The following is a 20,812-nucleotide window of genomic DNA, read 5'->3' as shown; positions in this document are numbered from 1 at the left end:
AATAGGAACCGACGTTCCTTAAAGACAAACGAAAACAACAAAAATGAGTATCTGGCTCAATATCAACCTGACAGACGCTGTCGTTCAGCTGATTCGGGCTGATTAAGCCTCCATCGCCGTTTCAATCGTCTCGATGAACCGCCTGCCCGCCTCATCCAGCGGGCCGGAATTGTCGATGGTCACGACAGGGTAGTCGCCGCGAATGTCAGGCGGGCTGCGTTGAAGCCGTTGCAGAATGTCCTCGCGGCTTTCCCTGCCCCTCGCCTCCAGCCGGTCGGCCAGAACCTCGGGCCGGGCGGTAACATTCACCACCAGCATTCGCGGAAAGACCTGTGCAAACCGGGGAAGTACCGAGCGTGAGCCGTTGGCGATCACCACATTGCCATTCGATAGCCAGCGATGCACATTTTCAGGAATGCCGTAGCTTAGACCATGCGCATCCCAATCGACCGCAAAACCGCCAGCGGCCTTGAGATCGTCGAACTCGGAAGGACTGGCCGGGCGATGATCCTCTCCGCCCGCATCTGCGGCCCGGGTAATGACCCGCTGGACGAAATGTACTGGGCAGCGCCGCGCATCGGCCTGTTCGGTAAAATACCGCCTGGCATAGGCAATCATACTATCCTTGCCCGCTCCGCTTGGGCCGACCACGACGATCATCCGGCCCCTATCCTCAGCCTTGGCGCCCGGATGATCAGGCATGGCGGAATGCGACGCCATCACGCAACCCTTCTGCCCTGGCGCCAGACGGAGCGCACCACCGGCACCCCGCCGTGATTTTCGCTGTAGCGCACCCGCACCAGATCGGCGCGCAGGCCAGGGGCAATCCGGCCCCGGTCTTCCAGCCCGACGGTGCGGGCGGGCGTCGAGGTCACCATGGCCAGCGCCTGCGGCAGGCTGATCGCCTCATAGCGATGGGCGAGCACGAAAGGCGCGTGCAGCAGGCTGAGCGGGATATAATCGGAAGACAGCACGTCGAGCACGCCGCGCTCGGCCAGATCCGTGGCGGCAATATTGCCGGAATGGGAGCCACCGCGCACCACGTTCGGCGCGCCCATCAGCACGCTCATCCCCGCCTGATGCGAGGCATCGGCGGCCTCAAGACTGGTCGGAAACTCGGCCAGACGCACGCCATGGCCCTTGGCCTCTTCCACATGAGCAAGCGTTGCATCGTCATGGCTGGCAACGGTAATGCCGCGCACGGCGCAGAGGCGGGCCAGCGTATCCCGGTGCTGGGCAGAATAGGCCGCCGATGCCTCTAGCCGCTTTTCGACGAAGCGAGCGAAGGCTTCCTCGCTCAAACCCTTCTTGGTTTTATAATAGAGCGTATACTGGTCCATGGTCTGGAACTGCCGCTGGCCCGGGGAGTGGTCCATCAGCGACACTAGCCGCACATGCGGGTCCTGCTCGAAATCGGCGAAATGGTCGAGAACATTGTCGGATGCGACTTCACAGCGCAGATGCAGCAGGTGCTCGGCGCGGAGACGGTCATCCTTTTCGGCGGCCTGGATGGCGTCGGCCATATCGCGCATTTCACCCTTCTCAAACCCGCCATCCTCGTCCGACCCCATCCGCAGACAATCGAACACGGTGGTAATGCCTGAGGTGACGACCTGCGCATCATGGGCCTGAATGGCCGCCGTCTTGTTCCAGCGCACACCGGGGCGTGGCGAATAATGCGATTCCAGATGATCGGTATGCAGCTCGACCAGCCCGGGGATCAGATAATCGCCGCCGAAATCTTCGCCGATGCGGCTGTTGCCTTCTGAAATTTCGGCAATCAGGCCATCGCGAATGACCACAGCGCCCTTCAGAAGCAGCCCACTTTCCAGCACCACAGTCGCATTGGACAGCACGGTTTCATTCGACATCACAGACTTCCTTCAGCCCCGGCAAGGGGCAACCAGCGGTGAACGGTAAAGGGCGCATTACGGCTCGGCTCGACAAACAGGCCAAGCCCGCCAATCGGCAGCGCCCGGTTGGTAAAATCAGCAAACCGGCTCTCCAGCACAGCGCGCATCGCATCGCTGCGGTCGGCATCAACAGGTCCGGTCAAGGTCATGTGAAACCGGAATTCCTCCATGACATAGGGATAGCCCCAGGTGTCCAGCAGGGCACGCTTGCGCTCGGACAGCTTTTCAGGCTTGCGCCTGATAATATCGGCCTCGCTCAAGGGCGCGCGAAACGGCTCGAAGGCCTCAACGACCGAAGCGGCAAAATCCTGCAAAGGTTGATGGACAGCGTCGGGAACCACGGCAAAGAACGGCCCGAGCTGATTGACCACAACCTTCGGGATCTCAAAGGCGGGCGTCGCCTTGCAAAACCGCGAAAACATCTCCAGCAGCGCTGCTTCGCTTTCGCCTTCCTTTAGCGAAAACGGTGCCTTCAGCGTGGCATGAAAGCCGTAGCGACGCGGATCGGCGGTCAGGGCGGTGATCTCATCGTCTGAAAACCCTTCCACCGGCTGCCGGTCAAGATCCGTGCCGGTGAAGGCATCGCGGCCAAGCCAAAGTGCGGCGGCAAGAGACAAGGGATCGTCTTTGGGCGGTGTAAAATAAAGGGCGTAACGCACGGCAATCCTATCCCGGGAATCAGCTTGGAAGAGCCTGTATCTGACCCGTCTCAAGCGATGGAAGCAAGCCTTGTCTGGCAGGTGGCGATGCCGAAACTGCACCAGACGAGGTTCATTTTTGCGCCCCGATCAGTTTTGAGCGCAGCAGGTTGGAGACGGCATCGAAGATAAACACCACCAGCAAGATCAACAGCACCATATAACAGACATTTTCCCAATTCTGGTTGGTGCGCATCGCTTCCCAAAGCTTCAGGCCGATGCCTCCCGCCCCGACCGCGCCGATAATGGTGGCCGAGCGGGTGTTGGATTCCCAGAAATACAAAGCCTGCGATGCAAAGACCGGCAGAACCTGCGGCAGCACACCGAAGCGCTGCACGGCGAGCGGCGAAGCGCCGACCGACTTTACCCCTTCGCGCTGCTTGTCATCGATATTCTCCAACGCTTCGGAATAGAGCTTACCGAGAGTGCCCGTGTCGGTGAAGAAAATCGCCGAGATCCCGGCCAGCGGCCCCGGTCCGAAGGCGCGGGTGAAAAACAGCGCCCAGATCAGCATATCCACGGAGCGCAGGAAATCGAAGAACCGCTTGGTCAGCTGGTTGACCGGACGGTTGCGGGTAATGTTGCGCGCCGCGATGAAGGACAACGGAAAGGCGACCAGCGACGCAAACACCGTGCCGACAAAAGCCATCACCAGCGTTTGCGCCAGCTTGGTCCAGACATCGAGATGCTGCCAGGACGGATTGTAGAGAATGTCGTTCCAGGCCAGCGACAGGTTGGACTGTTGTGGATCGAGCCTTGGACCGCTGGCGATCAGGCTGACCACTTCAGTTGCGGACCTGCCGAAAAACGCGGAATTGGTATCGAACAGGAAATTGGCCCAGCCGAAAAACCGGTTGCGCACCCTGACCCGGTCGGCGCTGATATCGGCCCAACCCTGGAGACCGAAATAGGCCATGACCCTGCCGCCGCGTTCGCGTTGTTCGACCCAAGCTGGCAGCGTGCCATCGGCAATCACGGTTCCCGCCTTGCGGTCAAGCATCAGGGTAACGCGCTCAGCGCCCCGGTTCAGCACCACGCTTTCAGGGTTGACCAGCAGCGATGCGCTGGAGCCGAGATTGACATCGGCCTCTCTGATCACCTCTTCCTGGCGGGTGACGGGTGCAGCTTGCGCCGCGACCGGCGCCTGTTGCGGGGCTGCTGCCATGAAATTGAAGCTGGAAGCTTTTGGCGCGGGTGACACTGGCGCGGGCGCATCGGCTACGCCACTCGTGCGCGTCATCATTTCTTTCTTCGTCACCAGCCAATCCGGGTTGGGGTTGGGGCCAATCGGGTCGAAGCGCGAATAGGCGATGGAGATCGCCCCATCGGGGGCAATATTGATTTCCGGCCGGATCTCATAGGAAACCCAATCGGCCAGATAATTGCCAGCAATGCCCCAGCTGGCGGTGGAGACCACTTTTCCAACCGCAAAGAACCACCAGGAGAAGGTGAAATACAGCGCAAGCAGGACAATGGTCAGCGGCACGCGGTAGCGCTGCCACAAGCTGCGGCGGAAGATGTCTGGATGACGGGCGGCGATCAGGTCCATTTGGGTGGCGTCGAGATGTGTCATGGCCGAACCTCAGGAAACAGCATGAAAGGCTTGCTCACCGACCAGTTTGCGGCGCAACCAGGCCGAAAACTGATCGACGGCGATCACCGTCGTCAGCAACAGGATGACGATGGCAACGGTTTTTGCCGCATGGCCCTGGCTGATCGACAGGCGCAAGGGTTCGCCAATGCCGCCACCGCCGACCGCGCCGATAATCGTTGACGCCCGCACATTGATTTCCATGCGCAGCAGGGCATAGCTGATGAAATTCGGCATGACCTGCGGCACCATGCCGAACCACAGCCGCTCCAGCCAATTGCCGCCAACGGCGCGCAGGCCTTCGTCCGGCTTCATATCGGCATTTTCCACCACTTCGAAAAACAGCTTGCCGAGTGCGCCGACCGTATGGACCGAAACCGCAATCATCGCCGGGATCGGGCCAATCGACAGGATGGCGAGGAAAAACCCGGCCAGCACCACTTCCGGAAACGCCCTGAGCAATTCCATGAAGCGGCGCACTGGCCAGCGGATGAAACGGTTTGGCATCATGTTGCGCGCCGCCATGAAGGAAAAACAAAAGCCCAGCATGCCGCCCAGCAGGGTCGAGACCAGCGCGATGTTCAGCGTCTCGATCATCTTGTAGAAATATTCCGGGATATAAAGCGTCTGGGTGAGATAGTAGCGCCCTTCCGGATAATTGTATTTCAGGCTGCCATCATCATAGGGCGATGGCAGGTCGAACATCGCCCGCCAGATCTCATTGCCATCGCGGGGAATAAGCGTTTCGACGAAATCGAACAGATGCGGCAGACGGTCGAAAAACTTGCCCGAATTGGTATCATTGGCAAACCACAGCGACCCCGCCAGCGCCAGAAACAACACGGCAAGACCGGCTACCGTGTACAGGCGGCGGGTCTTGGCCAGCGCATTCCAATGGCTCTCGATCACGCGCCCCTGTTCGCTCAGCAAGGACAATCTGGCGGTATGGCTCATCTGAGGCTTTCAAAAATGGACGAACGGGGAAACCGCCGGAGATTGCTCCGGCGGCTCTTATATTTTCAGCTGCGATCAGCCGCCGATGGTTGCCTTGCGGGCGTCGATGACCGGCTTGTAGAAATCGACATTCACAGCCGCAAAGCCCTTGAAATCGCCGCCTTCGATGGCGGAGAAGCAGGCGGCGTCGGTCTTCGGCAGGTCCATCATGAAGGCCTTGACCTTGGTCTTCATGTCGTCGTTCATCGAGGAGCGGATGACGATCGGGCCGTTCGGTATCAGCGGCGACTTCCACAATTCCACCAGGTCGTCCATGTTGAGGACGCCCTTATCAACCATCTTGCGCAGGTTGCCGGACGTGTAGCCGTCCTTGAAATTGCCAACGCCGGAGCCGAAGGTGGTGCCAGCATCGAACGTGCCCTTCAGCACTTCGAGAACCAGGTTTTCATGGCCGCCGCCAAAACCAGTGGAACCGACATATTCCTTGACCGGCTTGCCGCCGAGCGCGTCGGGCAGGGTCACGGTCGGGATCAGGTAGCCGGATGTGCTGTCAGGATCGGCAAAACCGAGCTTCTTGCCCTTGATGTCGGTGACTTTGGTCATGCCGCTGTCCTTGCGGGCCACCATGATCGAGTAATAGCCCATCGAGCCATCGGTCTGCACCGTGGTCAGGATCGGCTCGACTGCCTTCGGGTTAGCCAGATAGGCCTTGGCGTAGCCGGAAGCGCCAAGCTCGGCATAATCAAGCGTGCCACCCAGAAGACCCTGGATAACGCCGTCATAGTCCGAGGCCGGGAACAGCGAAACCTTGGTGAAGCCGAATTCCTTCTTCAGGTGATCGGACAGGCAGTTGTAATTGCGCAACCGGTCAGCTTCGTTCTCGCCGCCGAGAATGCCGATGCGGAATTCCTTCAGGTCTTCGGCAGCAGCCACGCCAGCCAGCGACAGAAGCGTCACGGAGGCAAGCAGAATTTTCTTCAACATGGTCTCTCTCCTGGTTTTCCGGTCTGGTTTTCCCGATGGACCGGATCTGTCTCTTGAACGTAAGAAAGGTGCCTTTGACGCGGGCAAGCGAAGGCGCTGCCATCGGGCTGGATGCCGCGACAGAAATGCTATTTTTTCAGGACATAAATTGCGGGCTCAACTGGCCGTGGCCGCCACCATCGGCACAGACAGGGCCAAGTCCGACTTCGGCAAACGGATCGCGGTCGATGTCATGCTCTCGTCAATGCCATTGCCATCCTGGCCAGTGCCATAGATCGCCTGCACCGCCTGCGCTGTCAGCGCATCCGGCGGCCCATCGAACACCACCTTGCCCGCCGCCATGCCGATGATCCGCTCGCAATAGGCCCGCGCCGTATCCAGCGTGTGCAGATTGGTGATCACGGTGATGCCTTCGCGCTCGTTGATGTCGCGCAGCGCATCCATGACGATCTTGGCGTTCAAAGGGTCGAGCGAGGCAATCGGCTCGTCGGCCAGCAGCATTTTCGGCGCCTGCATCAGCGCGCGGGCAATGGCCACCCGCTGCTGCTGACCACCGGACAGTGTGCCAGCCGGCTGCAGCGCCGTCTGCTCGATGCCCAGCCGCTCCAAAGCGGCAATCGCCATGATCCGCTCTTCGCGCGTAAAAATATTGAGGATGCTCAGCGCCGTGGAGCGATGATTGAGACGTCCCAGCATGACATTGGTCAGAACATCCAGACGCGGAACCAGGTTGAACTGCTGGAAAATCATCGCGCAATCGCGCTGCCAGCTGCGCAAAGCCGATCCCTTGAGGCGCGTCACCTCCTGATCGCCGAACCGCATCGACCCGGATGTCGGATCGGCCAAGCGGTTGATCATTCGCAGCAAAGTGGATTTCCCCGCACCGGACCGACCGATAATGCCGACCATCTGCCCATGCGGAATGGACAGGGTCACGGCTTCCACGGCAATCTTCTTGCCAAAACGCCGTGTCACCTCGGTCAGTTCGAAATTCATGCGCGTCTTCCAATATCATGTCCAAATCCAGAGCGAGCTATAGTTCAGGTCGGTGAAGCGCCCATGTCAGTTTCATGACATTTCTGTTAAAATCAGAGGGTAGCAGAGCCTATACTTCAGGCTAAGACTTCATGTCGGGCCAGAAAATCTTCGGCGGACAGCGTGCGGAAGTCGGCAAGGGCCGCGTGAAGCCGCTCATGCTGCCAATCCCACCAGGCAAGTCTGTCCATGCGCGCGCCGATACCTGGTCCAAACCGGGGCTTGATCGGCTTGGCTGGCACCCCGCCGACAATGGTATAGGGTTCCACCGGCTTGGAAACGACCGCGCCTGCACCGACGACCGCGCCATTGCCGATGGTGACGCCGGGCAGGATGGTGGCGCCATGGCCGATCCAGACATCATGACCGATCACCACTCGGTTTTCCCGCCGCCAGTCGAAGAAATCCGTCTCCAGATCCGCCCCTTCGAAATAATCGACGGCGCGGTAGGTGAAATGATGCAGCGTGGCGCGCCAGGTCGGATGATTGGGGGCATTGATGCGGACACTAGCGGCGATATTGGCAAATTTGCCGATGGTGGCGCACCAGATGGAAACATCCTGCATCACATAGGAATAGTCGCCCATCTCAACTTCATCGAGACGGCAGCGCTCGGCCACTTCGGTGTAGCGCCCAAGCGTGCTGTTCGTGACGCTGGCGGTCGGGTTGATTTGGGGCTCAAGCCCAAGACGGGTGCTCATGCGGCGATGCTCCTAGAGTTTGTCAGGGAAAAGTGGGTACCGGTTTTCCCGAAAAGACAAACGAAAACAAGAAAGCTAGAGGATGGCTGGTTCAATCTGAACCTGACGGCCTCTAGGTGAGAATTGCGAGACATCGAGAATGGTGTCGGCAACCGCTTCGCGCACTTCCTCGTCGTGGAAAATGCCGAGCATGGCGACGCCCTCAGCCTTTTTGCCAGCAATCAGCTCAATGACCACGGCACGATTTTGCGCGTCGAGCGAGGCCGTCGGCTCATCCAGCAGCAGAATTTTATGATCGGTGATGAAGCCGCGGGCAATGTTGACACGCTGCTGTTCGCCGCCGGAAAAGGTGGCAGGCGGCAATTGCCAGAGCGCCTTGGGCAGGTTCAGCCTGGCCAGCAGATCACTTGCCACCGATCTTGCCTCGTCGATGGCCACACCGCGCGCTGTTAGCGGTTGGGCCACGACATCCAGCGCCGACACTCTTGGAACGGTGCGCAGGAACTGGCTGACATAGCCCATCGTATCGCGGCGGATATCCAGCACCATGCGCGGCATGGCGGACGCCAGATCCACCACCGTATCGTGATGGCGCACCAGGATCTGGCCGCTATCGACGGCGTAATTGCCATAGAGCATTTTCAGGATCGAGCTTTTGCCAATGCCGGACGGGCCGCCCAGCACGGAGCAGGAGCCGCTTTCCACGGAAAAGCTGACATTGCGCACCACCGGCAATACAAGCCCGTCGCGCAGATGCATCGTGAAGCTTTTGGCGACATCGGAAACGATAAGAGGTGTGGGCATGGGTCTATCCAATCACACTTGAAGAATCGAGGAGACGAGCAATTGCGTATAGGGCTCGCGTGGGTCGTCCAGCACCCGGTCGGTCAGGCCCTGCTCGATCACATGGCCGTCCTTCATCACCATCATCCGGTGCGACAGCAGCCTTGCGACGGCCAGATCATGGGTGACGACGATGACCGACAGACCAAGGTCAGCCACCAACCCACGAACCAGATCCAGCAGCCTTGCCTGCACCGAAACATCCAGCCCGCCGGTTGGCTCGTCCATGAACACCAGACGCGGATTGGTGACGAGATTGCGGGCGATCTGCAATCGCTGCCGCATGCCACCGGAAAAAGCGCGCGGCTGGTCGTCGATCCGGTCAGCGGCGATTTCCACCCGGTCCAGCCAATCGGTGGCGGTGGCGCGGATATTGCCATAATGCCGTTCGCCGACCGCCATCAGCCGCTCGCCGACATTGGCCCCGGCTGAAACGGTCATCCGCAACCCATCGGCGGGGTTCTGGTGAACGAAGCCCCAGTCGGTCCGCATCAGAAAGCGCCGCTCGGCCTCACTCATGTGATAAAGCTCACGGTAAGCCCCGTCACGCATCCGGTAATCGACACTGCCGGTGGTCGGCATCAGCCGGGTGGACAGGCAGGACAACAGCGTCGTTTTGCCGGAACCGGATTCACCGACCACAGCCAGCACTTCGCCCGGCCAGAGATCGAAGGAGACATTGGCGCAGCCGATCCGCCGTCCGTAGAATTTCGACAGGTCGCGGACCTTCAAAAGCGGTTGCTGGGTCATTGAGCAGCCTCCTCCTGCTGGGTTTCCGCCAGCATCTCACCCCGATGACCTTTGGCGCGGCGATCCTCGCAATGGTCAGTGTCGGAGCAGACGAACATTCGCCCGCCCTTGTCGTCGAGGATCACTTCATCGAGATAGACATGCTCGGCCCCACACAGCGCGCAGGGCTTGTCGAAGCTTTGCACCGTGAAAGGATGATCCTCGAAATCCAGGCTGACGACATCGGTATAGGGCGGCACGGCATAGATCCGCTTTTCGCGTCCCGCGCCGAACAATTGCAGGGCCTCTGACCGGTGCATTTTCGGATTATCGAATTTCGGCGTCGGCGACGGGTCCATCACATAGCGGCCCGCCACCTTGACCGGATAGGCATAGGTGGTGGCGATCCGGCCATTGCGAGCGATATCTTCATAGAGCTTCACATGCATCAGGCCATATTCTTCCAATGCATGCATCTTGCGGGTCTCGGTCTCGCGCGGCTCCAGGAAGCGCAAAGGCTCCGGGATCGGCACCTGATAGACCAGCACCTGGCCCGCCCGCAGCTTTTCCTCCGGAATCCGGTGGCGGGTCTGGATGATGGTGGCTTCGCTCGTGTGGGTGGTGACCGCCACATTGGCGACCTTCTGAAAGAAGGCCCGGATCGACACCGCATTGGTGGTGTCGTCGGCGCCCTGGTCGATCACCTTCAACACGTCTTCCGGCCCAAGGATGGCTGCCGTCACCTGCACGCCGCCAGTGCCCCAGCCATAGGGCATTGGCATTTCGCGCGACGCAAACGGCACCTGATAGCCGGGAATGGCGATGGCCTTCAGGATCGCCCGACGGATCATCCGCTTGGTCTGCTCATCCAGATAGGCAAAATTATAAGTGGCAATTTCGTCCGCTAATGAAACTTCCGTAATCATTGTGCGTTACCCTTCCAGAAATTCGCAAACAGGGAGCAATGAGCATGGAAATCGAAATGATGTTCGCCGTCTTCGTGACCCTCATGCTGGGCGTCTCGACGCTTTGCGCCGCCTGGTATGCCGATCACGACTAATAGACTGGTCATTCCGCCGCCTCGCTCAGGTCCAGCCCTTGCTGGCGGGCCTGTTCGTGTTCGGAGCGCATCCGCCGCACCAGATCGAGTTCGGCCTGGAAATCCACGTAATGCGGCAGCTTCAGATGTTCGACAAACCCTGTTGCCTGCACATTGTCACAATGGGACAACACAAATTCCTGGTCCTGGGCAGGGGCGGCAATATCCTCGCCCAGCTCTTCGGCGCGCAGTGACCGATCCACCAGCGACATGGCCATCGCCTTGCGCTCGCTCTGACCGAAGACGAGGCCATAGCCTCGCGTGAATTGCGGCGGAGCCTTTGACGAGCCCTTGAACTGGTTGACCATCTGACATTCCGTGACCTGGATACGTCCAAGCGACACGGCAAAGCCAAGCTCCGGCACATCCAGCTCCACCTCGACCTCGCCTAAGCGGATTTCGCCTGCAAAAGGATGGCTGCGGCCATAGCCGCGCTGGGTGGAGTAGGCGAGCGCCAGAAGGAAGCCTTCATCGCCACGGGCCAGCGATTGCAGCCGCAAATCCCGCGCCATCGGAAACTCGATAGGCTGGCGGGTGATATCACCCGCCAGATGATCCTCCGGCATGTCGCCATCGGGTTCGATCAGTCCTTCTTCGCTCAGGATATCCGAGACCCGCATGGCGGGTTCGCCGGATGGCGTTTTCTGGACCGGAGGTTCCACCTCGCCTTCTTCCAGCAGGGACGGATCGAGCAGACGGTGGGTATAATCGAACGTCGGCCCCAGCAACTGGCCGCCGGGCAGATCTTTATAGGTGGCGGAAATCCGCCGCTCGATCCGCATCGCTCCGGTATCGACCGGCTCTGACAGACCAAAGCGCGGCAGCGTGGTGCGATAGGCGCGCAGCAGGAAAATCGCCTCGATCATATCGCCCCGCGCCTGTTTGATGGCCAGCGCCGCAAGCTTGCGATCATAAAGCGAGGCCTCGGCCATGACGCGGCCAACCGCCAGCGCCAATTGCTCGACAATCTGATCGACGGTCATTGTCGGCAGGCTTCGATCACCCCGGCGACGGTCGGCCAGCAGGCTGTGGGCATTGGCAATGGCGGTCTCGCCGCCCTTTACAGCAACATACATTCACGCCTCCCCGGATAGTATCGCGCAGCTGCGCGGCAGGCAGAGAAAATCCCGACCGGCGGTGAAAATCACATCGACGCCGCGCGGAAACAGGGCACGATTGTCCTGCCAATGGCGCAGGAAACCATCCGGCAAGCCAAGTGGGGCGATCATTGCCCGGTCTTGGATGCCGGGTCCCTTCAGAGTAAGCGGCTGGCCGCCTTCGAGACTGGCGACTTCATAGACAACAGTCACCGAGCGGTCGGGATAGTCCTGCGTGCCGGTGGAAAATTGCGCGAAGGCGGCAAGCGGGCTGCCTGCTTCGAAAAACGCAAACTGCGCTTCGGTCTTGTCGGTTGTCGTCACCCCGCCGGTGTGAAAGCTCAGCCAGGCGGGCGCGGCACTTTTGCAAAGCCCGCCGCTCAGCCAGACGCGGGTATCGGCGTCACACAGCGTCAGCGCAATAGCCGCCTGTGCCAGACCGAAAGGGGCTGGCGGGTGCAGCGACACGGCAACAGTCTGGTGGGTGCCGGGCCGGGCCATACCGTCCATGACGGCACGAAACACACTTTGCGCTTCAAATACCGGTTGAGAAAAACCGCCGGTCAGGCTTTCCGCTTCGGGCATCAGTCTTCTCCTCTGACCATGGTGAAGAAATCCACCTTCGTTGCCGCAACCTGTTCCGCCTTGACGCGGTCGCCGTCATTCAGGCGCCGCTCCACAGCCGCCAACAACGGCTCAATCTGGGCGCGATGCGCCTCATCCTGCCAAAGAGCGTCGAAAATTGCTGAGAGCCGCGCCTTTTCCTTGGATGTACCCAGTGCCTGAGCATGCCCGACCTGGCCCGACGCTAGCCTGCATGTCGCCCGCGTCACCGTCACTTCACCCAGATTGAAGGACGCGCCACCACCACCGATACGGCCGCGCACCATCACCAGACCAGTCTCCGGTCCGCGCAGGAAATGTGCTTCCGGCGCAAACGGCAGCGCGCTCCACAGCGCCTTTAATTCGTCCAGATGGGCCGCCGCCAAAAGGTCGACAACTCTTTTTCGATGTACATCATCTGGATTTGCACTTTTTGCTCGTGCGTCCATTGCCAAATCTCCATTTGTCTATTAATATAGACAACCATACAACTTATCTTTACAAATATTCCTCCGGGATGACAAGCGTGTGACATGACGGTGCAGAAAGTGGCGGGACAAAAAGCAATCGAAAGACAGACCGGCGTGGCGCTTTGGCGGCAGATTGCTGATCGAATCCGGGTATCGATCAGCGATGGCACCTATGACACCACTGGCATGGTGCCGCCGGAAACGATTCTGGCTGGAGAATTTGGCGTCAACAGACATACGGTGCGCAGCGCGCTGGCGGCCCTTGCCCAGGAGGGGATCGTGCGCGCCGTTCAGGGACGCGGCACGCTGATCGAGCGACGAGATCGGATCAGTTTTCCGATTTCAAAACGCACCCGTTTCACGCCCGGCATCGGCGATCAGGCCCGGGCACTGGAGGGCCTGTTGCTGGCAAGCGCCGTCGAGACCCCCAGTGCGGACCTGATGGAGAGCTTGCAATTGGAAAAGGGCGACCATGTGATCCGGCTGGAAGTTCTGCGCAAAGCGGATGGCCGGGCCGTGTCACGCTCTACTAGCTGGTTTCCCCTGCCCCGTTTCGAAGGGATCGATGTGGCCTATCGGCAGAGCGGCTCAATCACCGCCGCCTTTGCCGCCTGTGGCCTTGCCGATTATCTACGCGTGCGCACCGACATCAGCGCCGTCCATGCCGACCCTTCCGACCGGGATGAACTCGGCCTGTCCCCCGGTGCCATCGTGATGATCACCAAAGCCCTGAACACCGATCTGGATGGCGCGCCGGTGCAATATGCCTTAACGCGCTTTCCCGCCGACAGAGTGCAGTTCACGATTGAGAGTTGAAATTGTATTACAGTATAAAACATACACTTTTTTATACGCCGTTTACCCCCCTCTGTCCTGCCGGACATCTCCCCCTCCAGGAGGGAGATCGGATGGTTTCAGCCGTCTATTTCGATCAATAGGATTGTGATTTCCGACATCTGAAGGGCAGATGTGAAACGAGAAGCCTGCTCAGAATCGATCTCCCTCCTTGAGGGGGAGATGGCTGGCAAGCCAGAGGGGGTAGACGATGGATGAAAGGTTTGTGTCTTGCACTCTGGAGTATTGCGCTTAACATAAATTCATCTATTTGTTTTAATTTAGTTTTCTGAAAAACCAGACTGCCTGTTTCCTAACAATGCTAGGCACTCAACCGCTCAACAACAGCAGGTCCCGGCACCAGCGCTTCATCGCCGATGGCAAAGCTTGCCGCGATGACCTGCGCGGCACGGGTGCCGCTGGCTTCATCGGCGGCATGGACCACGGCCAGAACGTCGCCTTTGGAAACAGCGGTCCCTACCGGCAGGAAGCCGCTGAAGCCAACAGAATGGTCAATCCTGTCCGAAGCTCTACGACGACCTCCGCCAAGGTCGATGACTGCAAGACCAATATCGCGGGTGGCGACCGTGGAAACGAAGCCGGATTGCGTGGCAAGAACCGGAATGTCGAGCACCGATTTGGGGAGATATTGCCCAACCCTGTCGATGAAATCCACCGGCCCGCCCAGCCCATGCACCATGCGTCCGAAAATCTCGGCAGCTCGACCACTTTCCAGGGCTTGGCGACATCTGATGTCAGCGGCGTTCCGATCCGGCTCAACCCCGGCATTGACCAGCATCTCGGCACCGAGCGCCAGTGTCACGGTTTCCAGCCGCGTCCCCACCTTGTCACCTTTCAGGAAGGCGACCGCATTGGCTATTTCCACGGCATTGCCCGCACAATCCGCCAAGGGCTCGTTCATATCGGTCAGCAGCGCCGAGGTTCTGGTGCCTGCGCCATTGGCGACCGCCACCAGTGAGCGTGTAAGCGCCCGAGCCTCTTCCACCTGGCCCATGAAGGCGCCATTGCCGAATTTGACATCCATCACCAGGCTCTCCAACCCACTCGCGAGTTTCTTGGAGAGAATGGAGGCGGTGATCAACGGCACAGATTCCACCGTCGCCGTCACATCGCGAACCGCGTAAAGCCGTTTGTCGGCGGGAGCGAGGTCTGCGGTCTGGCCGATGATGGCACAACCAATCTCCTCCACCAAGGCACGGAAGACCGAGGCATCCGGCGCAATATCATAGCCGGGTATCGATTCCAGCTTGTCCAGCGTCCCGCCGGTATGACCAAGTCCCCGCCCGGAAATCATCGGCACGGCCAGCCCGCAGGCGGCCATCATCGGGGACAGCATCAGCGAGACATTGTCGCCAACGCCGCCGGTGGAATGCTTGTCGGCCACGGGACGGCCCGCCGTCTTCCACGACAGAACAGTACCGCTGTCGCGCATCGCCAAGGTCAGCGCCACCGTCTCGGCATCGCTCATGCCCCGTAAAAAGACCGCCATGGCAAAGGCGGCGATCTGCCCTTCCGACAGTTCATCCCGGCTCAAGGCGCGGATGAAGGCCTGGAGATCGGCGCTGGAAAGCGCCTCTCCGTCGCGCTTGCGGCGAATGATCTCCACAGCCTGCATATCAATAACCGCTGGCTGGGCCTGAGGATTTTTCGCCGGATAGAATGGCCAGAATATCATTCAACAGGCCCGACGCGCCGAAACGAAAGGTGGAGGGCATCACCCAATCCTCGCCCATGATCGCGCTGGCGTGGCGGAAATAGAGGCTGGCATCCTTGACCGTGGAAATGCCACCCGCTGGCTTGAAGCCGACCTTGCGGCCGCTGTCGCGGATTTCCTGGAGCATGATATCAGCTGCTTCCAGGGTGGCGTTGACCGTAACCTTGCCGGTCGATGTCTTGATGAAATCCGCACCTTCGGCAATCGCAATCTGCGAGGCGCGGCGGATAAGGGCGGCGCTTTTCAGCTCACCGGTTTCCAGAATGACCTTGAGAATTGCGGGCGAGGCGATCACGGCTCTGACAGCCCGTATCATCTCCGCCACAGCCGTTTCATCGCCTTCGATAAAAGCATGGTAGGGGATGACCAGATCGATCTCGTCGGCACCATCGGCCAGAGCCGCTTCGGTTTCCGCGACAACCGTCGCAATATCAAGATCGCCCGAGGGGAAATTGACCACCGTTGCGATTTTCAATTGGCCGTCATGGCCAAGCAGGCCACGCGCCTGGGCGACAAAGCGCGGCCAGATGCAGATCGCCGCCGTGTGACCGAATGGCGTGACGGCACGGGCGCACAGGTCATCGATCTCTTCGGGTCTGCAATCGTCTTTCAGATTGGTCAGATCCAGCACCGACAGGGCAACGGCAGCGCATTCGCGCAGTTCACGGCTATCCAAGATCTGCTCCTCCATGAACGATCATTCGCTTGAGGATGGCGGCAAGCCGTCTCCCGCCAATCGGGGCCATGTCCTTGGTTTCCTCGTGGCTGAGTTCGGCACCCGTCATCCCTGCTCCATAATTGGTGATAACCGACGCCGCCGCAACCTTCAGGCCAAAAAAACGTGCCAGGATGACTTCCGGCACGGTGGACATGCCGACCGCATCGGCACCCAGCGTCCGCGCCATGCGGATTTCCGCTGGCGTCTCAAAACTTGGTCCAGAAAACCACATATAGACACCGGATGACAGGGAAATGTCTTCAGCGTCTGCCGCACGGCGCATGGCCTCGGCCAATTCGCCGTCATAGGCCTGGGTCATGCCGACGAACCGCCCATCCCCCGTCTCGCCGATCAGCGGATTACGGCCAGAAAAATTAATGTGGTCAATCAACTGCATCACCGAACCGGGCGGCATGTCGGCCCGCAAGGAACCGGCGGCATTGGTCAGGATCAGCGTCGTGACGCCAAGCGCTGCCAGCGTCTCGATGGGCAACCGCATGGCCGCGGCATCACCCGCTTCGTAATAATGCACCCTGCCCGCCAGCATGATAATCGGCTGACCGGCGAAAAGCCCGGCCACCAACTCCTTGGCATGGCCGGAAACGCCGCCCTGCGGAAAACCCGGTATGTCGGCAAAGGGAATACGAACCGCATTCTCCACTTCGTCCACCAATCCGCCAAGGCCGGAACCGAGCACGATAGCAATGCGTGGCAGAAGCCCGTTCAGCCTGTCGATGAGCAGATCGACCGCCGGGGTCATCCGAGTGTATCCGTCGCAAAGCTGAAGGGCAGCAATTCATCCATGCTCATCACCTTTTGCACGCCTACGTCGTCGCAGAGGTAGATTTTCGTCTCAGGTGAAGCAAATTCCCGGATCTTCTGGCGGCAGCCACCGCAAGGTGGGCAAAGCGCCAGCTTTTCGGCGATGACGGCAATCTCGACGATTTTCCGTCCGCCGCCCATGATCATGCAGCCGATGGCCGTCGGCTCGGCGCACCAGCCTTGAGGAAAAGACAGGTTCTCGATATTGGCGCCAGCATAGATCTTGCCGTCATCGGCGCGGATCGCAGCACCGACCGGAAATTTCGAATAGGGCGCATGGGCATGGCGCATGGCATCGCGGGCCGCCTCGAACAGGTCGTGAGACATATTACCGTTCCTTCACATAGGGCACGCCGCCCGCCTTCGGACCATTGGCCGCTCCGATAAAACCAGCCAGCAGAATACAGGTGAGAATATAGGGCAGAGCCTGGAAAATCTGTACCGGCACTTCACCAATGCCCGGCACTGCCTTGCCCTGCATGAAATTGGACATGGCATCGAGAAAGCCGAACAGCAGGCAGGCGAACATCACAGGCACCGGTTTCCATTTGGCAAAGATCAGCGCGGCAAGCGCGATATAGCCCTTGCCCGCCGACATATCGCGGATGAAGGCAGCCGATTGGGCGATGGCCAGATAGGCTCCGGCAAAACCGCAGAGAAAGCCTGCAACGATCACCGCCCGGTAGCGCAGCCAAGCCACGGAAATCCCTGCCGTATCGACCGCACCAGGATTTTCGCCCACCGCCCGCAGCCTGAGGCCAAAACGGGTGCGATACAGCACCCACCAGCTGAGTGGCACGGCCAGAAAGGCCAGATAGGTCAAGGCATTGTTGCCGGAAACCACATTGGCATAGAGAGGGCCGAGAAACGGCACGTCACGCAGAGCATCAGTGCCTGGAAGCACAATCGGCTGAAAGCGCGCATCACCCGGCAGCTGCGGGGTGCGTCCGCCCTGGCTGAACCAGGCCTGTCCCAGCACCGCCGTCAAACCGGCTGCGACGAAATTCAGCGCCACGCCGGAAATGATCTGATTGCCGCGATTGGTAATCGAGGCAAAGCCGTGGATCAGCGAAAAGCCGATGGACACCGCAATGCCGCCTGCCAGCCCCGCCCAGGCCGAGCCGGTGAGGTAGGCAACGCAGGCCGCTGCGAAAGCACCGGCCAGCATCTTGCCTTCCAACCCGATGTCGAACACCCCGGCCCGTTCGGAAAATAGCCCGGCCAGCGCCGTGAAAATCAGCGGAATCGACAAGCGTACCGTGGAGCCCAGGATGCTAACGATCATTTCGAAATTATCCATATCGTCAGATCCTCACTTGCTTGACGGGGCGGGGCGAGCAGCCGGGCGGGCAATCGTCTGGTAGAAACGCACCAGCGCCGGTCGGAACATAAACTCCAGCGCGCCCGCAAACAGGATCACCAGACCCTGGATGACGACGATCATGTCGCGGGTAATATTCGGCATGTCGAAGGACAGTTCCGCGCCGCCCTGGTAGAGCACGCCGAACAGAATGGCGGCGATAACGATACCGAGCGGATGGCTGCGGCCCATCAGGCTGACCGCGATACCGACAAAGCCCGCGCCACCGACGAATTCCACCTGGAGGCGAGCGGAAGCGCCCATCACCGTATTCAGCGACATCATACCGGCAAGGCCACCTGATATCAGCATGGTGATGATAACGATCTTCACATAGGGAATACCGGCATAGGCCGCCGCGGACCGGCTGATGCCGAGCGTGCGCATTTCATAGCCAAGCTTGGTGCGCCAGATCAGCACCCAGACGGCGAAAGCCATCACAAGAGCGATGATGAAGGAGACGTTGAAGGGTGCCGGGCCGAGTTTCAGGCCAAACAGCGCCATCAACCAATCCAGCTTCGGCAATTGTCCACCTTCAAGAAAGGTCCGGGTTTCCGGCGCCATCTTGCCCGGCACGATCAGCACATGCACCAGCAGATACACCATCAGCGCCGCGCCGATGAAGTTGAACATGATGGTGGTGATAACGATATGGCTGCCGCGCTTTGCCTGCAACCAAGCAGGGATCAATGCCCAGGCAGCCCCAAACAGAGCCGCCCCGATCACTGCAAACGGCATGGTGACATACCAGGGACAATAACGGTCCAATGCCAAGGCCACCAGGGCCGCCCCGAGACCACCGACATAGGCCTGACCTTCGGAGCCGATATTGAACAGTCCTGCATGATAGGCAACAGCAACCGACAGGCCGGTAAAGATGAAATTGGTGGCATAATAGAGCGTAAAGCCAATGCCTTCACCGCGACCCAACGCGCCTTGAAGCATGAGGACCAGCGCGTCCCAGGGATTTTCACCGATGATCCACACGACCAGGCCGGAAATCAAAAAAGCCAAGAGCAGGTTGATTACCGGCAAAAGCCCGTAGGTGATCCAGTTCGGCAGCGGAATGGAAGCGGTACTCATCAAAACCTCAAGCGGCAATGCCGGCCATCATCAGGCCCAGCGTCTGTTCATCGGCATCTGCCGTCTTTTCACCCACCACCTTGCCGGCGAACATCACCAGGATGCGGTCGGACAAGGAGCGGATTTCATCCAGTTCCACCGAGACCAGCAGCAGCGCCTTGCCCTTGTCACGGGTTTCGACGATGCGCCGGTGAATGAACTCAATGGCACCAATATCGACGCCACGGGTCGGCTGGCCGATGATCAGCACATTCGGATCGCGCTCGATCTCGCGGGCAACGACGATTTTCTGCTGATTGCCACCGGAAAAATTAGCCGTCTTCAAGCGGGGATTGGGTGGGCGGATGTCATATTTGGCAATCTCGACCTCGGCAGCGGCGCGGATCGCCTTCGGATCGAGAAACATGCCTTTTCCATAGCGCTCGTCACGATGATAGCCGAGAATAGCGTTCTGGCTTTCCTCAAAGGGCAGGACGAGGCCCATATGGTGGCGATCTTCAGGGATATGGGCAAGCCCAAGATCTCTCAATCGGGCCGGATCATAACCGGTCACCAATTTGCCAGCGATGAGGATCTCGCCCGACATCGGCTTGCGAATGCCGGTGATCGCTTCCAGCAACTCGCTTTGACCATTGCCAGCCACACCGGCAATGCCGACAATCTCACCTTCGCGCACATCGAAGGACACATCATCGACCATGATGACGCCGCGACTATCCTTGACGGTCAGGTTGCGCACCGACAGCAGAACGTCTCGCGGCTGTGCAGGCTGCTTGTCGACCCGCAGCAGCACCCGGCGGCCAACCATCAGTTCCGCCAATTCCTCCACTGATGTCTCCGCCGTCTTGCGGGTGGCAACGATTTCGCCGCGCCGCATGACGGAAACCGTATCGGTGATCGCCATGATTTCCCGCAGTTTGTGGGTAATCAGGATAACCGTTTTGCCCTGATCGCGCAGAACACGCAGGATCTTGAACAGATGATCGGCCTCAGCGGGCGTCAGCACCCCTGTCGGCTCGTCGAGAATGAGAATATCGGCGCCGCGATACAGCGCTTTCAGAATTTCAACCCGCTGCTGACGACCAACCGGCAATTCCTCGACCACGGCATCGGGATCGACATCCAGCCCGTAATCCGTTTCCAGCTGCTTTAGGGAGGCGCGGGCCGCTGCCGTTCCCTTGGCCAGCAAAGCGCCGCCTTCGGCACCCAGCATGACATTTTCCAGCACGGTAAAATTTTCGACCAGCATGAAATGCTGGTGCACCATGCCGATACCGCTGGAAATGGCCGCCTGGCTGTCCTTAATCACCGTGGACTGGCCACCGATTTTAATCTCGCCGCTATCTGCCTGGTAAAATCCATAGAGGATCGACATCAGCGTCGATTTCCCGGCACCGTTCTCACCGATAATGCCATGGATCGAGCCTTTGGCCACTGTCAGGTTGATATTCTTGTTGGCATGAACCGGACCGAACTTCTTGTCGATCCCGATGAGTTCAATCGCAGGGGTTTGGGCCACGTGCAAAACTCCGGATAGAGTATT

General features: G+C 59.6%; 22 protein-coding genes. 1 reads left to right on the top strand and 21 read right to left on the bottom strand.

Translation table 11 applies throughout. The features are described from left to right. Positions 1–102: 102 nt before the first annotated feature. From phnN to phnG, 14 genes are all read right to left on the bottom strand, one after another. On the bottom strand, positions 103–720 hold the full coding sequence (gene phnN / locus AVCG78_RS16875) for a phosphonate metabolism protein/1,5-bisphosphokinase (PRPP-forming) PhnN (RefSeq protein ID WP_071202435.1): 618 nt from the start codon (positions 718–720) through the stop codon (positions 103–105). Next, positions 720–1,871, bottom strand: a complete 1,152-nt coding sequence (locus AVCG78_RS16870) for an alpha-D-ribose 1-methylphosphonate 5-triphosphate diphosphatase (RefSeq protein WP_071202433.1) — start codon at positions 1,869–1,871, stop codon at positions 720–722. Before AVCG78_RS16870 ends, phnN begins: the two co-directional genes overlap by 1 nt. Further along, the gene (locus AVCG78_RS16865) at positions 1,871–2,572 is read right to left on the bottom strand and encodes a DUF1045 domain-containing protein (RefSeq protein WP_071202431.1); all 702 of its coding nucleotides are present in this window, start codon (positions 2,570–2,572) and stop codon (positions 1,871–1,873) included. Before AVCG78_RS16865 ends, AVCG78_RS16870 begins: the two co-directional genes overlap by 1 nt. Positions 2,573–2,684: 112 nt before the next feature. Further along, on the bottom strand, positions 2,685–4,184 hold the full coding sequence (phnE, locus tag AVCG78_RS16860) for a phosphonate ABC transporter, permease protein PhnE (protein ID WP_071202429.1): 1,500 nt from the start codon (positions 4,182–4,184) through the stop codon (positions 2,685–2,687). Between the two features lie 9 nt (positions 4,185–4,193). Continuing rightward, positions 4,194–5,156 carry a phosphonate ABC transporter, permease protein PhnE gene (gene phnE, locus AVCG78_RS16855; protein WP_012654711.1) on the bottom strand — a complete coding sequence of 321 codons (963 nt, stop codon included), beginning with the start codon at positions 5,154–5,156 and terminating at the stop codon, positions 4,194–4,196. Between the two features lie 75 nt (positions 5,157–5,231). Then, positions 5,232–6,140, bottom strand: a complete 909-nt coding sequence (phnD, locus tag AVCG78_RS16850; RefSeq protein ID WP_060719324.1) for a phosphonate ABC transporter substrate-binding protein — start codon at positions 6,138–6,140, stop codon at positions 5,232–5,234. A 156-nt stretch (positions 6,141–6,296) separates the two neighbouring features. Further along, entirely contained in the window at positions 6,297–7,136 is an 840-nt protein-coding gene (phnC, locus tag AVCG78_RS16845) for a phosphonate ABC transporter ATP-binding protein (protein ID WP_071202427.1), read from the bottom strand. 116 nt (positions 7,137–7,252) lie between these two features. After that, entirely contained in the window at positions 7,253–7,876 is a 624-nt protein-coding gene (locus AVCG78_RS16840) for a DapH/DapD/GlmU-related protein (protein ID WP_012654708.1), read from the bottom strand. Between the two features lie 75 nt (positions 7,877–7,951). Beyond that, entirely contained in the window at positions 7,952–8,680 is a 729-nt protein-coding gene (gene phnL / locus AVCG78_RS16835; protein ID WP_071202426.1) for a phosphonate C-P lyase system protein PhnL, read from the bottom strand. Between the two features lie 12 nt (positions 8,681–8,692). After that, positions 8,693–9,469 (bottom strand): phosphonate C-P lyase system protein PhnK, encoded by a 777-nt coding sequence (phnK, locus tag AVCG78_RS16830; RefSeq protein ID WP_012654706.1) that lies wholly within the window; start codon positions 9,467–9,469, stop codon positions 8,693–8,695. Continuing rightward, entirely contained in the window at positions 9,466–10,374 is a 909-nt protein-coding gene (locus tag AVCG78_RS16825) for an alpha-D-ribose 1-methylphosphonate 5-phosphate C-P-lyase PhnJ (protein WP_070163949.1), read from the bottom strand. The genes phnK and AVCG78_RS16825 overlap by 4 nt, the downstream gene beginning before the upstream one ends. A 142-nt stretch (positions 10,375–10,516) precedes the next feature. Then, positions 10,517–11,623, bottom strand: a complete 1,107-nt coding sequence (locus AVCG78_RS16820) for a carbon-phosphorus lyase complex subunit PhnI (RefSeq protein WP_071202424.1) — start codon at positions 11,621–11,623, stop codon at positions 10,517–10,519. Continuing rightward, positions 11,624–12,229, bottom strand: coding sequence for a phosphonate C-P lyase system protein PhnH (gene phnH / locus AVCG78_RS16815; protein ID WP_071202422.1), 606 nt, complete (start codon positions 12,227–12,229; stop codon positions 11,624–11,626). Then, a complete protein-coding gene (gene phnG / locus AVCG78_RS16810; RefSeq protein WP_071202421.1) occupies positions 12,229–12,696 on the bottom strand; it encodes a phosphonate C-P lyase system protein PhnG in 468 nt (155 codons plus the stop codon). Before phnG ends, phnH begins: the two co-directional genes overlap by 1 nt. Before the next feature lie 99 nt (positions 12,697–12,795). Between phnG and phnF the strand changes: the two genes are divergently transcribed. After that, the gene (gene phnF / locus AVCG78_RS16805; protein ID WP_071202779.1) at positions 12,796–13,533 is read left to right on the top strand and encodes a phosphonate metabolism transcriptional regulator PhnF; all 738 of its coding nucleotides are present in this window, start codon (positions 12,796–12,798) and stop codon (positions 13,531–13,533) included. A 340-nt stretch (positions 13,534–13,873) separates the two neighbouring features. On the opposite strand, the gene deoA is transcribed toward phnF, so the two are convergent. The 7 genes from deoA to AVCG78_RS16770 are packed head-to-tail and all read right to left on the bottom strand — an operon-like array spanning position 13,874 to position 20,788. Continuing rightward, positions 13,874–15,187: a thymidine phosphorylase gene (deoA, locus tag AVCG78_RS16800; RefSeq protein ID WP_071202418.1), complete on the bottom strand. Its 1,314-nt coding sequence runs from the start codon at positions 15,185–15,187 to the stop codon at positions 13,874–13,876. A 1-nt stretch (position 15,188) separates the two neighbouring features. Further along, positions 15,189–15,962 (bottom strand): deoxyribose-phosphate aldolase, encoded by a 774-nt coding sequence (gene deoC / locus AVCG78_RS16795; protein WP_071202777.1) that lies wholly within the window; start codon positions 15,960–15,962, stop codon positions 15,189–15,191. Then, on the bottom strand, positions 15,955–16,764 hold the full coding sequence (locus tag AVCG78_RS16790) for a purine-nucleoside phosphorylase (protein ID WP_071202416.1): 810 nt from the start codon (positions 16,762–16,764) through the stop codon (positions 15,955–15,957). The genes deoC and AVCG78_RS16790 overlap by 8 nt, the downstream gene beginning before the upstream one ends. After that, positions 16,761–17,153, bottom strand: a complete 393-nt coding sequence (locus AVCG78_RS16785; RefSeq protein ID WP_071202414.1) for a cytidine deaminase — start codon at positions 17,151–17,153, stop codon at positions 16,761–16,763. The genes AVCG78_RS16790 and AVCG78_RS16785 overlap by 4 nt, the downstream gene beginning before the upstream one ends. 1 nt (position 17,154) lies before the next feature. Next, entirely contained in the window at positions 17,155–18,126 is a 972-nt protein-coding gene (locus AVCG78_RS16780) for an ABC transporter permease (RefSeq protein WP_071202412.1), read from the bottom strand. A gap of 12 nt (positions 18,127–18,138) precedes the next feature. Then, complete coding sequence (locus AVCG78_RS16775; RefSeq protein ID WP_071202410.1) at positions 18,139–19,269, bottom strand: ABC transporter permease; 1,131 nt, start codon at positions 19,267–19,269, stop codon at positions 18,139–18,141. 7 nt (positions 19,270–19,276) lie between these two features. After that, complete coding sequence (locus AVCG78_RS16770; protein ID WP_071202409.1) at positions 19,277–20,788, bottom strand: ABC transporter ATP-binding protein; 1,512 nt, start codon at positions 20,786–20,788, stop codon at positions 19,277–19,279. Positions 20,789–20,812 lie beyond the last annotated feature (24 nt).

This window comes from Gillisella vitis (assembly GCF_021559775.1).
Taxonomy (GTDB): domain Bacteria; phylum Pseudomonadota; class Alphaproteobacteria; order Rhizobiales; family Rhizobiaceae; genus Allorhizobium; species Allorhizobium ampelinum.
This window is presented reverse-complemented; position numbering and strand designations above follow the sequence as displayed.

Bases quoted from the DNA above. Each gene is read 5' to 3' on its own strand.
- phnG (WP_071202421.1), bottom strand. From the start codon at position 12,696: ATGGACGCACGAGCAAAAAGTGCAAATCCAGATGATGTACATCGAAAA.
- AVCG78_RS16870 (WP_071202433.1), bottom strand. From the start codon at position 1,871: ATGTCGAATGAAACCGTGCTGTCCAATGCGACTGTGGTGCTGGAAAGT.
- AVCG78_RS16780 (WP_071202412.1), bottom strand. From the start codon at position 18,126: ATGGATAATTTCGAAATGATCGTTAGCATCCTGGGCTCCACGGTACGC.
- phnE (WP_012654711.1), bottom strand. From the start codon at position 5,156: ATGAGCCATACCGCCAGATTGTCCTTGCTGAGCGAACAGGGGCGCGTG.
- phnD (WP_060719324.1), bottom strand. From the start codon at position 6,140: ATGTTGAAGAAAATTCTGCTTGCCTCCGTGACGCTTCTGTCGCTGGCT.
- phnH (WP_071202422.1), bottom strand. From the start codon at position 12,229: ATGCCCGAAGCGGAAAGCCTGACCGGCGGTTTTTCTCAACCGGTATTT.
- AVCG78_RS16825 (WP_070163949.1), bottom strand. From the start codon at position 10,374: ATGATTACGGAAGTTTCATTAGCGGACGAAATTGCCACTTATAATTTT.
- phnC (WP_071202427.1), bottom strand. From the start codon at position 7,136: ATGAATTTCGAACTGACCGAGGTGACACGGCGTTTTGGCAAGAAGATT.
- AVCG78_RS16840 (WP_012654708.1), bottom strand. From the start codon at position 7,876: ATGAGCACCCGTCTTGGGCTTGAGCCCCAAATCAACCCGACCGCCAGC.
- phnL (WP_071202426.1), bottom strand. From the start codon at position 8,680: ATGCCCACACCTCTTATCGTTTCCGATGTCGCCAAAAGCTTCACGATG.
- AVCG78_RS16790 (WP_071202416.1), bottom strand. From the start codon at position 16,764: ATGACCCCGGCGGTCGATCTGCTCATCGACAGGCTGAACGGGCTTCTG.
- phnE (WP_071202429.1), bottom strand. From the start codon at position 4,184: ATGACACATCTCGACGCCACCCAAATGGACCTGATCGCCGCCCGTCAT.
- phnK (WP_012654706.1), bottom strand. From the start codon at position 9,469: ATGACCCAGCAACCGCTTTTGAAGGTCCGCGACCTGTCGAAATTCTAC.
- phnN (WP_071202435.1), bottom strand. From the start codon at position 720: ATGGCGTCGCATTCCGCCATGCCTGATCATCCGGGCGCCAAGGCTGAG.
- AVCG78_RS16775 (WP_071202410.1), bottom strand. From the start codon at position 19,269: ATGAGTACCGCTTCCATTCCGCTGCCGAACTGGATCACCTACGGGCTT.
- AVCG78_RS16820 (WP_071202424.1), bottom strand. From the start codon at position 11,623: ATGTATGTTGCTGTAAAGGGCGGCGAGACCGCCATTGCCAATGCCCAC.
- AVCG78_RS16785 (WP_071202414.1), bottom strand. From the start codon at position 17,153: ATGTCTCACGACCTGTTCGAGGCGGCCCGCGATGCCATGCGCCATGCC.
- deoA (WP_071202418.1), bottom strand. From the start codon at position 15,187: ATGCAGGCTGTGGAGATCATTCGCCGCAAGCGCGACGGAGAGGCGCTT.